Below are 14,788 nucleotides of genomic sequence, written 5' to 3' on the forward strand. Positions count from 1 at the left end.
AAAATTGTCAATTATCCATTGTCAATTGTCAATTGAAAAATATGTTTTTTATCCCTATATGTTAAAAAAATAAGGTTACAGGTAGTAGGTTATAGGCATTAGGGATTACCCTGAAACCTAACCCCTGACACCTAAAAAGTTTAAGGTGGTTATAGTCAAAGGTCTCACCTCTTACCATTCCGAACAGAGCAGTTAAACCTTTTAGCGCAGATGGTACTACGGTCACGTGGGAGAGTATGTCGCCGCCTTCTTATAAGAAGAGCAATTCTGATAAAGAATTGCTCTTTTTTTATTTGTTTATTTCTATAATGCAAAAAAAAATAAGGAGTTTTACTCCTTATTCTACAATCTCTATATCTACCTGTATCAATCCTTTGTTTTTATTGTCAGTGATTTCCATAAAGGCGCGTTTAGAGAGGTCGAGCTCTCTCCCTTTGGTAAAGGGACCTCTATCAGTAACAGTAACAACTACTGATTTGCCATTTATGCGATTGGTAACCTTTAGTTGAGTACCAAAAGGCAACGAGGGGTGTGCCGTGGTGAGTTTACTATTGCTAAATACAGCCCCACTAGCAGTTTTTCTTCCATTGAACTTATCGTGATAATAGGTAGCTGTTACATTGGTCTTATAAACGCCTGTTTTTATATTCGCAGTCTTTTTTGTAACTGTTTTTTTTTCGTGAGGATATCTATGGCTATCTACAGTGCTACAAGCCTGTAAAGCTAATAGTCCTATAAGACATATTGCTATTTTCAAAAAGTTATTCTTCATATATTTTCTTTTTTAGTTTATGTTTCTTTTCTAGAAGTAAACGATGCTTTACTATTGCAAAGCATCGTTTTTATATTACTTAAAATGTTTTATAGGTTACCTACTTTTAGTACCCAAATGTTAGAGTTTTTAAATTCAGGACGTTTCAACAAGTTGAGCAATGTTTCACCTGCTTCACCGCGCGATTCATAAGCTCTATCAATATAGATATAGTGCATACCATTTTCTTTATTCTTAAATGTGAATACTTTGATACCTAAATTCTCTATATCTCGTCTCATTTGGTAAGCTCCTTTAGGATTTTGGAATACTCCTGCAATCACATAATAGCCTTGTGATATACCCTCTATTTTTGGGTCTTCTACCACTCTTATGCGCTTGTCTAATTCTTCTTGAACAGTAGGTGTTTTAGTTGTTGTTTTAGGAGTTTCTACCGTAGGTGTTTTTGTTTCTGTTACCGTAGGAGTTACTACCTTAGGAGTTGGAGGTGTTACCACAGTAGGTTCAGGAGGAGTGGTCTTAATTGGTTTCTTAATATGATGTTTGCCACCAAACTGATAAGAAACTACCACATCATAACTACCACCCAATTCAGCTACATAGTTAGCAATGGTTTGTTCGTAGCCAAATCCTACGCTCAAGTGGTTAGTCACGTTGAAGCCTAAGCCACCGAAAGCTCCATATTTTTGGTCATAACCGGCGTAAGCCCAACCCAGAGGAACGTCCAACATCACGTGTCCGCCCATTTGAAAATTATCTTTGGTTCTCTTAGCTTTAGCATATACACTGAAAAAACCATCTTCTAAGAAATCACTGCGAGAATCCAATTCTTTGCGATACATCACGTGAGCGGTGAGCGACTTTTCATTAAAAGGCACTGCCATTTCTCCTGCCGAAAACGAATAGTCTAAGAGGTTTTCCGCGGTAATACCAAAATGCCAGAAGTTAAAGTTTACGTCTACCCCTGGTTGTAAGTTGATGATACTCGTAGGTTTCGCATTCTCTATCAAGGGGTCTTGCACGTTTACGCGCACTTTATTTCTGTCGATACTACTGCGGGCAAACACTACGTTTAGCCCTAAGCGCAAAAAGTTATCATCTGATATCTCTACTTGGTGTACGTAGTTTCCTAGTATACCTATATTGGCAAATATACCTGCTGTACGTTGAAAAACCAACCCGTGAGCCATATTGTTGCCATCGTAGTAATCATTCTTTCTACCTGCATCGCCACCCCACTTCTTGCCATAAGAGAGCCCAAAGGTATTGAACTTATCTTCCTTAAAGCCCATCCACTGGTTGCGATGGAAAAAGGTAATTTGCGACTCATTCTTGCTAAATATTGAAAACGCAGGGTTCATCAGGTAGGTATTGTATTTTACATCCGTATGTCCAGGCATTTCGTAGGGTAGGTAATTACCATCACTTTGTCCAAATAAAAACTGAACACTAAGCGCCAACACTGTTATCGTTATGTTATGTACTATCTTCATCGTCAATTCTTATTTAAGTATTGTAATGGTTCCTTTCTTATCCACGCTTCTCGTTTCGCCGTTTTCGGTAATCTCACCTTTGAGGGTATAGATATAGATAAGCGCACGCTTGCCAAGGTCATTGAAAGTACGCTCATCAGGCCAATTATTTTGGTAGTTGTTTGTCGAGAGTACTTCTTTACCTTCTTGTGAGTATATCGTTACCTTCACTTTCGGAGTGAGGTATACCGACGGTATTTCCCACTTATCGTTAATACCATCGCCGTTAGGAGTTACCACATTAGGCACTTCCACCACTTGGTAGATATTCAGTTCAAAAGGCAATATGTTCTCGTCTGCTGCCACGCACGACTCCTCTTTCAGTGTATAAGAACCCGACATATCCTCAGAGGTCACCTCCAAAGTTGTGCCGTATTTCACCGTGCCGTCGTCTTTTGTCCAGCTGAATTTATTACCCCCTTCGGCAACTAATCTATCACCTATACGCACGTCGAACTTGCGCTCACGTGCTGTACTGGTTTGGTATACTTGTTTCACAGGAGCAGTGCCTTGACTGTCGCGCATTAAACTCAATTTCAAACCACCTACTTGGTAGTTCTTCACTTGTATATGAGCGCGTTTAGGGCAACCGCCGTTGTTAATTTCTAAATAGTATTCGCCTATTTCGTTCACGCTTGCCGTAGGGTTTTCACTGCCTATGGGAGTGTCGTTAGTGTAATTGGCACTCGTTACTTTCTTCCATACGTATGAAAAACTATCGGCTACTGATGAGTTAGGGTCGAAGCTATCAGCAGCTACGGTAAGACTAATAGTTCCTCCTTGGCAAAGGTATACGGTTCCCTTCGCACCGTCAGCCGACGATATTTCAAAATCGGGGATAGGAGTAAACGCTACCGGTTTTTCGTCCGAAGTCTTGATAATCGTGCCATAACTAACCCGCACTGAATATTTAGCCGATTCTGAGTTACCTGCGCGCGACACGACAAACTGTTGTCGGGTTTCGCCTGGCACATCGTTGCTGTCTTTTTGCCATTGGAAGTTAAAGAATTGGTAATCTATTTTCTTTACTTCCACCTGTTCTCCACTACTGCTTAGCTGTACGGTTATTTTTTGTACTTCAAGAGTGGTTTGCGTACGGGTTTCACAGTTGGTAGACGCTACCGTTCCTACTCTCACGCCTTTAATATCAGCAATGGTTTCAAAGTAAATAGGGGTAAGGCTGATACTTGTACCACAACTACCGCCATCGGTGATTTTTGCTTCGTATACGTCAGCCGATACAGGCGTATCAGTAACTGTGTATTCCACACCCGTAGCGCCTGTTATTACGGTGCCGTTTTTCTTCCATTCCACAGTAGGGTTGGTCATATTGTGCGATATTTTCAGTACCGTAGTTTTTGCAGGGTAGTAAATCTCGCGAGTGTTCATATCTTCCGCCCAACGTGCTGTGATAACGGTACGCTTTGCCACTACCGAGTTAGATGTAGCAGGGCAACCTCCGCCCGTACCGCCTATGGTAGCGTAATACACTCCTGTGGTAGTTACCCCATATTCGGTCATTCCTACCCCTTGTGCTATTTGCACGCGGTCTTTAAACCAAGTGTAAGTAGCCGTAGGGTCGGCACCCGTGGTAACCGTGAGCGTATACACCTCTCCACAGAAATCCACATTATCTACACTATTGTTAATGCGCAACGCATTGCTGTCCTGCAACTGGATATCTAATACATTCGATTCAGGAATGGCAGGAAACCCCGAAGCTGTTATTTTTAAACGGTATTTGCCATTTTGGGTAGCGCTGTTAAGGGTGATTTCTTGCGTGGTGTTGATATCCGTAAAGGCACCGCCCGTTTCTCTTTGCCATTGGAAAGTGAAAAACGAATAGTCGCTCGGGTCTATCGCAAGCTCAGTAGCGCCCGATACGGCTGTGATTTTGTCTACCGTGAGGTCTATGCTGTTCGTCTCGCAAGGCTGATAAGAAGTTTTAGGCTTGATGCTCACCTTGAAGCTATCAGGGGCTTTGAGTTCGTACTCCTCAGTTTCTATCGTCGAGGCACAACTGCCCGTTTGGGTTACTTGGGCTTTGTATTTGCCTGCGCTGGTGGCTACATAAGTATTGGCAGTTTGCCCCGGTATTTCCACCCCGTCCTTAAACCATTTGTACGAAGGATTTTGGGCAGTGGTGTTTACAGTGAGGGTACGCTGTTTGTTGGGCAACAATACATTGCCCCCTGTGGTAGTAATATTAGCTTTAATAGCATCTTTATGTTTTATCTCTATTTCATTGGAGCGCACATCGCAGGCACTGCCGTTGCCTATCTGCACGCGGTATTTACCCGGAAGATTATTGGGGGGCGACACCACATAGGTAGCCACCCCGTTAGTTTCGCCCAACTTAGTATTGTCGCGATACCACGTATAGGTCTCATTGCTCGCAGGGGTAGCCGTAAGGGTAAAACTCTCTGAGCTACATATCTCAGTAGCCGAACTACTTAGCACTAACGACTGTCCACCGCCTGCAACTTTTACAGTGATGTTGTTGGACTTTGAATAATTTCGGTCAAAGCAGTTATCGCCGTAATCGATAGCTACTATATATGTTCCTTCTTCAGTTACAGTAAGTTTAGGACCTGTTTGATTAGGTATTTTAATTCCCCAAGAACTACCGTGGTAAGAAGGGTCAAAAGGTTTTCTATACCAAACATACTTGTAGTCAGAAATATTGGTACTTCCAACACTAGTAAAAATTTGTGCTACTGATATTTCTAATGACTGTCCAGGACAAAGATTTATATTACCTGAAGGAGTAGTTTTTAAAGCTTGTGCTACATTCATATAAGAACCTTCAAATTCCTGATTAGGACTACTACCAATAGTAGCTATTATTTCGCTCGCAGGGTTGGTTGAACGTACGCGAATCCGGTATTTTTTACCCTTTAAAGTCTTAGGGAAAGTTACATAGGCTTCAAAGGTCTGGGCTGTATTTAATGTCTTTCCAGGCCAAAATTTTTCATTCTGAGTTTGTAGTACAGTTGGGTTATTGAAACTTCCATTAGCATCGGAAAGTTCAAATATATATTTATTATCAGCATTTGGAAGAGGGGGTGACCAACGTACACTAATTCTAAATCCTGAATCATCTTTTGGATTGTTTGGCTGAAGTTTCCCATTGTTAGTAGCACTTGCACAAACAAAAGAAAAATTTGTTTTTGCAGAAACTAGTTTATTATCTTGTCCTTGCACTCCTTCTATACCAAAGAAGTATAAGAGCAGAAAAACACTTATGTATTTAAAAAAATTGCTTACTTTCATTTTAAAATACGAATTAAAACATTGCTAAAAATACTATAAATCATACCCACTGGGTACTATACACGGTGCAAAGATACGAAAAAGAAATATCTACACAAAATTAATTGTCCATTTTTTTTACACTTTCCTGTCACCTTTACTCAACGTCCTTACCTGCTTTCTGTTATAACTCGCTGAAAATTATACACTTTTTATTATATAATCCCACTTCACATTCCCTATACCATCGCGCTACTCCTGTGAAATTTTAAGCATCAATTAAGAATCTTTTAAGAATGTTTAACGCAAAGCTTACGCAGGTAAAAGCTAAAAGATAAAACCACAAGCGGTATAATCCCCGTCTCTACATTTCCTTTTTGAAGAGGGCTAGGGGAGGTTTATCACCTTTTCCAGCTTGTCCCCCTTCGGGGGTTCGGGGGCTTACCAAATAAATAACTCGCCACATTCCCACTCATTGAGATAGCCAGCAACAACTGGGTATGTGTAAAGAGGAATATTTCCTCCTAGTGCCTATGGCCTAAGGCCTATCACCTATTTCTCTTTCTTTCGCCTCGAAACCCCGTTTTTAACATTTTTAGCACTGTTATATCGTGTTATAAGTCAATTACTTATATACCCTTTCTATACCAATCGTCCAAGATTCGTATAAGCTTCCTATAAGCTCTCTATAAGCTAACCCCACCCTTCTCATAGCCTTTTTTCACCAAAAACGCCCTTAACCTTCTTCTGAAAATCTCTGTTTCCTTCCGAATCCTCCAATCCATCCTCTAACCTGTCCGACCCGTCCATTCCCCTTGGTGGTATTATCAGTATTTTTGGCATTTTTGGCATTATTGGTATTTACCCCATTCTCTAATTTGCTAATTTCCTCATTCTCTCATTTCCTCATTTCCCAATCTTTCTTCATTCGCAATTATTTATTATCTTTGCCCCCGTATGAAAATCCTGATTATAGAAGACGAAAAAGAACTGCGCCTCACCCTGCGACAGTTCCTCGAACAAGAACACTTTTTGGTGGAAACAGCGAAAGACTACCCTTCGGGGCTAGCTAAACTTGCCGACTACGACTACGATTGCATCCTCTTGGACATTATGTTGCCCAACGGTAGCGGTATGCAATTGCTGGACGAGCTTAGGGCGATGAAAAAGAACCATTCAGTGCTTATCATCTCAGCGAAAGACTCGGTAGAGGACAAGGTGCTCGGACTCGAAAAGGGCGCTGACGATTATCTTGCAAAACCTTTTCACCTCGCCGAACTCTTGGCTCGCGTCAAATCAATTATACGGCGCAAAAACCAGCAAGGTGAGGAAGTGATTACCCTCAAAAACGTACAGTTTTTCCCCGAAACCCGTACCGTGAAGGTAGGCGATACAACCCTTACTCTCAACCGAAAGGAATACGACCTCTTGTATTACTTTATCATTCGTCCTGAACGATTGGTAGAGAAAACCACCCTTGCCGAAGCCGTCTGGGGAGATTATATCGACCAAGTCGATAGCCTCGATTTTATCTATTCGCAAATAAAAAATCTCCGCAAAAAACTCAAAACTGCCGAAGCCGAAATAGACCTCCAAGCGGTTTATGGCATTGGTTATAAATTGGTATAACTATGAAAATATCACTGAAAAACTACACCTTGCGCTACCTCACGCTCACCTTTTTGCTCATCTTGGCGGTGTGGGCGGCGGTGTTCTACGCTTATATTTTAGACGAGGTGTACGACAATATCGATGACGGACTGAAAGACAAGAAGACGCTCATTATCCAAAATATCCTTCGTCACCCCGAACTGTTAAAGATAAATGAATTTGGTATCGAAGACTTTAGAGTGTACCCCTCGCAAGATGATTTCTCCGACCATAATATTCTTAGTAATGCCTTTTTCTATATGCCTTTTGATGATGAAGACGAGCCATACAGGGTACTCAAAACGAGTTTCTACGACCGCGATATGAACCCTTATACGCTTGAAATACGCACCTCTACGGTAGAAAAAGACGATTTGCTGTTTAATTTAGCCATTGCGCTGGGGGTATTGTATGTGGTGTTGGTACTCTCAATGTATCTTGTCAATCTGTTAGTTATCAATAAAATATGGAAGCCTTTCAAGGGGATACTCACAGCTATTCGCCAATATGAAGTAGGAAATAAAACCAAACTACAACCTATCGTTACCGATGTGATTGAGTTCAACGTGTTGCACGACAATATCCAGCAAATGTGGCAACGCAACGAAGTAGTATTTGAAGAACAGAAAGTGTTTATTGAGAACGCTTCACACGAATTGCAAACACCCTTAGCTATTACTCTCAACAAATTAGAACTATTAGCCGATGACCCTTCACTGACCGAAAAGCAATTAGTTCAGCTTAGTGAAGTCAAGCAGTCACTAATGCGAATGACTCATTTAAACAAGTCGCTACTGATGCTCACCCGCATAGAAAATCACCAATACAAGCAAGCTGAGAGCATATCGTTTCAAGCGCTCACAGCAACTATTATAGAAGATCTCAGTGATTTAATAGCCTTTAAAGAATTGAAAATTACGGTGAAAGAAGATAGTGATTTTCAAGTGGAAATGAATAAGGATTTGGCAACGGTATTCGTGTCGAACTTATTGCGCAATGCCATTAAATACACCGAAAAGGGAAGGGAGATACAAGTCCGTTTAGAAGAAAACTGTTTTCAAGTGAAGAATACTGCCAAAGACGGAATACGCTTACACCCCAACAAGATTTTCCAGCGCTTCCACAAAGGGCAGCAGGACGCTACTTCCACCGGCTTAGGCTTAGCTATTGTAAAGTCTATTGCCGATAGTTATCAATTGCAGGTGAAGTATAGTTTTGAAGAGGAAATGCACTGTTTTACTTTAAAGAAGAAATAAAAAACAAAGGCTGTCCGAAAAACTATAACAGCATAAACTTTTCAGACAGCCTTTAATCATTAACCACTAATCATTAACCATTAATAAGATAGGGCAGTGGTCGCTATGTTTAGCCTCGGGGAGAATAAGTGCGCGCTCCATACGGTTTTCTAAGGGAGCAGATACCAAGTGATAATCGATGCGCCAACCCTTGTTATTGTTGCGAGCATTCGCGCGATAGCTCCACCACGAGTACTGATGTGCTTCTTTGTGGAAATAGCGAAAACTATCAATAAAACCACTCTTCATAAACTTATCCAACCACTCGCGTTCTATCGGAAGAAAGCCCGATACATTGGCATTTCGTATGGGGTCGTGAATGTCTATCGCCTCGTGACAGATGTTATAGTCGCCACAAATAACGAGGTTAGGCACCTTCTGTTTCAGTTTGTCTATGTACTTTTTAAAGTCAGCCATAAAAGTCAGTTTGAAGTCAAGGCGGTCAGGGTTTGTACCTGAGGGCAAGTACAGACTCATTACTGATAGCGTCTCAAAATCGGCGCGAAGCACCCGTCCTTCCTTATCCATATAGTCGATACCCGTACCTATTTCCACGTGCTTAGGTTCTATTTTAGAGAGTATCGCTACGCCACTATAACCTTTCTTCTCTGCACTGTGGTAATACTGATATTTATAGCCCAATTCCGAAAAAACTTCCGTAGGGATTTGGTCTTCTGTGGCTTTAATCTCTTGTAAGCACAACACATCGGGGTTAGCGCTTTTCAGCCACTCGGCAAAGCCTTTCGTAAGCGCTGCCCTAATGCCATTTACGTTATAACTGATAATTTTCATTAGTAGCCCGTTCCTTTTTCTCCTTTTAAGATAGCAATACCGTTCGATGTGCCAATGCGTTGTACCCCTAAGTTCACGTACTGCATAGCTGTTTCGTAGTCGCGTATACCTCCTGAGGCTTTTATTTTTGCCTTGTCTTGCACACATTCTTTCATTAGTTTCACATCAGCAAGGGTAGCCCCTCCTGAGCCAAATCCTGTAGAGGTCTTTACAAAATCCGCTTTAGCATCAAGAGCCATACGGCAAGCCAAGCGTTTTTCTTCGTCAGTGAGGTAGCAGGTTTCGAGGATTACTTTTAGCACTCTATTCTCACCTACACAGCGTTTCAGCGATATAATTTCGTCTAACGCTTTGTTCACTTCACCAGATTTTAACAAGCCTACGTTTAGCACCATATCAATCTCGTCGGCACCATCGGAGAGAGCTTCACCCGTCTCAAAGTATTTTGCTTTAGCCGACATTGCTCCTAAGGGAAAGCCTACCACGCTACACACCTTGATATCAGTGCCTGCTAAAAATTTCTTAGCTGTTGTTACATAACAGCTATTCACACATACCGAATAAAAATCGTACTCCACTGCTTCTTTGCAAAGGGTCTCAATATCCGCAATGGTAGCCGTTGCTTTTAGAAGCGTGTGGTCAATTAGTTTGTTTAATTCCATATTGTTTTAGTTAAAAGTTAAAACTGAAAAGAGTCCAACCGATTCTTTTCTATTTGTCAATTCTTATTTGTTCTTACACTCGTGTTATTACAACTTTCTTCTTAACAGTTGTAAGTAAAGAGAAGTCTAACGCACTTACTTCTGTTTCAAATCTTACAATTTCTGCCTGCGTAGCTCTAAATATTTTTGGCAAAGGTAGATATTTTTTTTCTAACAGCAAAGATAGTAAAGCGAATCTAAGAATTAAAAAGAGTGATTATCTCTGATTTACAATATCGTGATTGCTTTTGCGTCACATCTCTCGTCATTCATCATTCGTTATTTCTTCTCTTTTTCCCGTCACATTTCCCCTAGTGCCTATGGCCTAAGGCCTAGCACCTCTTCCTCTTTCTTTCGCCTCGAAACCCCGTTTTTAACATTTTTAGCGTTGTTGTATTATATTATGAATCAACTATTTATATACCCTTTCTATACCAATCGTCCAAGATTCGTATAAGCTTCCTATAAGCTCTCTATAAGCTAACCCCACCCTTCTTACACCCTTTTTTCACTAAAAATCCTCCCAACTCACTTTTTATATTTTTCGTTTTCCTCCGATAACTCAGACTAGTCCAATTTGTCCGACAAGTCAGACCCGTCAAAAAAACTTTTTATCACTACCCATTTGCTAATTTCCAAATTTCCTAATTCTCTAATTCTCTAATTTTCTCATTTTCTAATTTTATTTATCTATTATAAAATTTGCTCATTAATAAATTAATTCATACCTTTGCACCCTTGATTCGATAATAAAATTATGGCAGAAGAATTATATAACGAACAACAAAATTCAGCTGAATATTCGGCAGACAATATCCAATCCCTTGAAGGAATGGAACACGTGCGTATGCGCCCCTCAATGTACATCGGCGATGTGGGTACGCGCGGGTTACACCACCTTGTATACGAGGTGCTCGATAACTCTATCGACGAAGCGCTCGCAGGCTATTGCGATACTATTTCGGTAACCATTAATGAGGATAATTCTATCACCGTGGAAGACAACGGTCGCGGTATCCCAGTAGATGTCCACAAGAAAGAAGGCGTTTCTGCCCTTCAAGTGGTAATGACTAAAATCGGTGCCGGAGGTAAGTTCGACAAGGGTTCTTATAAGGTATCAGGTGGTTTGCACGGGGTAGGAGTTTCCTGCGTAAATGCCCTTTCCGACCATCTTACTGCTACCGTATACCGCGACGGCAAAATATGGCAACAAGAGTACCAACGCGGGGTAGCGATGTACCCTGTAAAACAAGTGGGCAACACCGATAAACGCGGTACTAAGGTTACTTTCCACCCCGATGAAGTAATTTTTGAACAAACTATTGAATACAAATACGATACCCTCGCAGCCCGTATTCGCGAGCTCGCTTATTTAAATAAAGGAATTACTATCACCCTTACCGACCTTCGTAACAAAGACGAAAAAGGTAACTTTATCACCGAAAAATTCTATTCACAAAACGGACTAAAAGAGTTCGTTAAATTCCTCGATGGCAACCGTATGCCTATCATCGGAAACGTGATAGCTATGGACGGTGAAAAGAACGGTATCCCTGTGGAGGTCGCTATGATTTACAACGATTCATATAACGAGAACCTACACTCTTACGTTAATAATATCAATACTTCTGAAGGAGGTACTCACTTGCAAGGTTTCCGTATGGGGCTCACTCGTACCCTCAAAGCCTATGCCGATAAATCAGGCTTGCTCGAGAAGATGAGTAAAGATAAAAAGAACCCTGTGGAGATTGAAGGTGATGACTTCCGTGAAGGGCTTACCGCTGTCATTTCGGTAAAAGTAGCCGAACCTCAATTCGAAGGACAGACAAAAACCAAACTCGGTAACCGCGAAGTAACCTCAGCCGTATCTCAAGCCGTAGGACAAATGCTCGAAGATTATCTCGAAGAAAATCCTAACGATGCCAAAACCATTGTCGAGAAAGTGATTTTGGCTGCCCAAGCACGTCAAGCAGCACGCAAAGCTCGTGAGATGGTACAACGTAAGAGCGTGATGAGTGGTGGCGGTCTTCCTGGTAAACTCGCCGACTGTTCTGAAGAAGATCCAGAAAAATGCGAACTTTTCCTTGTCGAAGGAGACTCAGCGGGCGGTACAGCTAAACAAGGACGTAACAAAGATATCCAAGCGATACTACCCCTCAGAGGTAAAATCCTCAACGTCGAAAAAGCAATGCAACACAAGGTGTTCGATAGCGATGAAATTAAGAATATCTATACCGCTTTGGGTGTAACTGTGGGTACTGAGGAAGATGCCAAAGCTCTTAATTTGAGCAAGCTCCGTTACCACAAAGTGATTATTATGTGTGATGCCGATGTAGACGGTTCGCACATCACTACTCTTATCCTTACGTTCTTCTTCCGCTATATGCGCGAACTTATAGAGAACGGACACGTGTATATTGCCACACCACCGCTCTATTTAGTAAAAAGCAAAAACAGCAAACGCGAAGAGTACGCTTGGAACGACAAACAACGCGATGCCCTTTCAGCTGAAATGGGCAATGTGAATATCCAGCGTTATAAAGGTTTGGGTGAAATGAACGATCACCAGTTGTGGGATACCACGATGAATCCCGAACACCGCACCCTTCGCCAAGTAACCATCGACAACGCTACTGAAGCCGACCGCGTATTCTCTATGCTGATGGGTGATGAAGTACCACCACGTCGTGAGTTCATCGAGAAAAACGCTAAGTACGCTAAAATTGATGCGTAGTTATAGTATAACAAGCAATAAAAAAGCGCAACACTTGGTTACAAGTGTTGCGCTTTTTTTTAACCATTAACGTTAACCTTTTATCATTGTAGCAAGTTTTTCTCCGGTATATTCATCTATTTGAGTGAGAACTTCGTCTATTACCGAAGCCTCTTTGCCATCTTCGCTCCACAAGCCTCCTTTGAAGTAGAGTTTATCATCTTTAAACTCAGCAAAAGCTCCAATAGGTGCTGTACACCCACCTTCTAAAGCGCGAAGAAAATCGCGTTCTAACTGAGTAGCTATATAAGTATAATCGTCGTGGAGAGGGAGTAGTTTTTTCTGCAAGGCTACGTTATCCTCGCGCACCACCACTACGATAGCTCCTTGCGCAGGTGCAGGTAGCATCCAATCCAGCACCAAGTGTTTTTCAGGTAATTTATTAATGCGTTCCAAGCCCGCAGCAGCAAAGATAGCCCCATTCCAAGGGTTATCGGTGAGTTTTTGCAAGCGGGTATTTACATTTCCCCTTAAACTCTCTATATTATGATGCGGGTAGCGGTGTAACCATTGCGCCTTGCGTCGTAAACTGCTGGTGGCTATAGTTGCTATTTCAGCCTCCAAAAACGAAAGGTCACCCTTGTATACTAATACATCGTGAGGATTTCCGCGCTTGAGCACTGCCCCTACCGCAATTCCTTCAGGTAAAGCCGTGGGTACGTCCTTCATACTATGTACGGCAATATCTATTTCGCCATTGAGCAAGGCAATATCCAGCGCTTTGGTAAAGATACCGGTAACCCCCATTTCGTAGAGCGGTTTGCTTAGCTCTATATCTCCGTGAGATTTAGTGCTTACTATCTCAGTGGGATAACCTAAGGTTTTTAATTGGTTTTGTACCGTTTTAGCTTGCCAGAGAGCCAACTCACTATCGCGTGTACCTATGCGTATGGTGTTCATTGTATTGAATTTAGAGCGACAAAAGTACAAAATAATTATCAATTAGCAATTGAGAATTGATAAATTTGCTAATTACCAAATTATTTGTATCTTTGCCCAAAACAAGACAATATTAATATGCTAAAATTACATATTACAAACGAAACTGATCAATTAGAAACTGTGATTTTAGGCACAGCTACTAGCAATGGTCCTACGCCAAAGCTCGAAGAAGCCTACGACCCTAAATCGGCGGAGCATATCAAAGCGGGTACTTATCCCATAGAAAAGGATATGGTTGCTGAAATGGACGCTTTTTGTGCAGTGCTCCAAAAATACGGCGTAACCGTTTATCGCCCTGAAATCATTACTGATTGCAACCAGATATTCACTCGCGATATCGGTTTTGTGATTGAAGATACTTTTATCAAAGCTAATATACTACCCGATAGACAAGAAGAATTTCAGGCTATTGAGTACATCGTAAACCAAATAGACCCTAAAAAAGTGATAACCCCTCCTGCTGATGTACATATTGAAGGGGGCGATGTAATGCCCTGGAACGACCATATTTTCATAGGGACTTATAAAGGGGAAGATTATAAACAGCAAATCACAGCTCGTACTAATGTAGCAGGGGTGGCTTTTATCCAAAAGCTCTTTCCTCAGAAAAAGGTAAAGGAGTTTGATTTGGTGAAATCACAAACTGAGGCGCGCGATAATGCCCTCCACCTCGACTGTTGCTTCCAACCGATTGGTAAAGACAAAGGAATTATCTACAAAGGCGGTTTCCGCTGTGAAGCTGATTATCAGTATTTGGTAGACCTCTTTGGCAAAGAGAATCTCTTTCATATAGAGCGAGAGGAAATGTACCATATGTTTAGCAACATCTTTTCTATCAGCCCAGAGGTGGTGGTTTCTGAAAAGAATTTTACACGCTTGAATAACTGGTTGCGCTCACAAGGTTTTACCGTAGAGGAAATACCATATGCCGAGATTGCCAAACAAGAGGGATTGCTAAGGTGCTCTACTTTGCCTCTCAGTCGCTGTGGCAATTAACAAATAACCAAAATGATAAAAAGACTAATTATTTAGATTGTTTACATATTTTATTTTTTTAGAATAAAAGTTCGTCGTATCTT

The 14,788-nt window shown here is 41.4% G+C and carries 10 protein-coding genes and 1 rRNA gene; 5 read left to right on the plus strand and 6 right to left on the minus strand.

The genetic code is table 11. From position 1 onward, the window contains the following. Positions 1–141: 141 nt before the first annotated feature. Positions 142–251, plus strand: a 5S ribosomal RNA gene (rrf, locus tag COCH_RS07250). Between the two features lie 86 nt (positions 252–337). On the opposite strand, the gene COCH_RS07255 is transcribed toward rrf, so the two are convergent. From COCH_RS07255 to COCH_RS07265, 3 genes are all read right to left on the minus strand, one after another. Next, positions 338–772: a septal ring lytic transglycosylase RlpA family protein gene (locus COCH_RS07255; RefSeq protein ID WP_015782567.1), complete on the minus strand. Its 435-nt coding sequence runs from the start codon at positions 770–772 to the stop codon at positions 338–340. Between the two features lie 89 nt (positions 773–861). Continuing rightward, entirely contained in the window at positions 862–2,265 is a 1,404-nt protein-coding gene (locus COCH_RS07260; protein WP_015782568.1) for a PorP/SprF family type IX secretion system membrane protein, read from the minus strand. Between the two features lie 9 nt (positions 2,266–2,274). Next, positions 2,275–5,577 (minus strand): T9SS type B sorting domain-containing protein, encoded by a 3,303-nt coding sequence (locus tag COCH_RS07265; protein ID WP_015782569.1) that lies wholly within the window; start codon positions 5,575–5,577, stop codon positions 2,275–2,277. Positions 5,578–6,513: 936 nt separating this feature from the next. Here COCH_RS07265 and COCH_RS07275 point away from each other — a divergent pair. Continuing rightward, positions 6,514–7,185 carry a response regulator transcription factor gene (locus COCH_RS07275; RefSeq protein WP_015782570.1) on the plus strand — a complete coding sequence of 224 codons (672 nt, stop codon included), beginning with the start codon at positions 6,514–6,516 and terminating at the stop codon, positions 7,183–7,185. Between the two features lie 2 nt (positions 7,186–7,187). Further along, entirely contained in the window at positions 7,188–8,462 is a 1,275-nt protein-coding gene (locus COCH_RS07280) for a sensor histidine kinase (RefSeq protein WP_015782571.1), read from the plus strand. 66 nt (positions 8,463–8,528) lie between these two features. Here COCH_RS07280 and COCH_RS07285 read toward each other — a convergent pair whose 3' ends face one another. Together COCH_RS07285 and deoC are read right to left on the minus strand one after the other, a co-directional pair. Beyond that, on the minus strand, positions 8,529–9,293 hold the full coding sequence (locus COCH_RS07285) for an exodeoxyribonuclease III (RefSeq protein ID WP_015782572.1): 765 nt from the start codon (positions 9,291–9,293) through the stop codon (positions 8,529–8,531). Then, positions 9,293–9,955 (minus strand): deoxyribose-phosphate aldolase, encoded by a 663-nt coding sequence (gene deoC / locus COCH_RS07290; protein WP_015782573.1) that lies wholly within the window; start codon positions 9,953–9,955, stop codon positions 9,293–9,295. Before deoC ends, COCH_RS07285 begins: the two co-directional genes overlap by 1 nt. Positions 9,956–10,751: 796 nt before the next feature. Between deoC and gyrB the strand changes: the two genes are divergently transcribed. Continuing rightward, a complete protein-coding gene (gene gyrB / locus COCH_RS07295; protein WP_015782574.1) occupies positions 10,752–12,728 on the plus strand; it encodes a DNA topoisomerase (ATP-hydrolyzing) subunit B in 1,977 nt (658 codons plus the stop codon). 72 nt (positions 12,729–12,800) lie between these two features. Here the strand turns inward: gyrB and hemC are convergent, their stop codons facing one another. Beyond that, positions 12,801–13,667 (minus strand): hydroxymethylbilane synthase, encoded by an 867-nt coding sequence (hemC, locus tag COCH_RS07300; protein WP_015782575.1) that lies wholly within the window; start codon positions 13,665–13,667, stop codon positions 12,801–12,803. A gap of 117 nt (positions 13,668–13,784) precedes the next feature. Between hemC and COCH_RS07305 the strand changes: the two genes are divergently transcribed. Beyond that, complete coding sequence (locus COCH_RS07305) at positions 13,785–14,705, plus strand: dimethylarginine dimethylaminohydrolase family protein (protein ID WP_015782576.1); 921 nt, start codon at positions 13,785–13,787, stop codon at positions 14,703–14,705. Positions 14,706–14,788 lie beyond the last annotated feature (83 nt).

Source organism: Capnocytophaga ochracea DSM 7271 (genome assembly GCF_000023285.1).
Lineage (GTDB): Bacteria > Bacteroidota > Bacteroidia > Flavobacteriales > Flavobacteriaceae > Capnocytophaga > Capnocytophaga ochracea.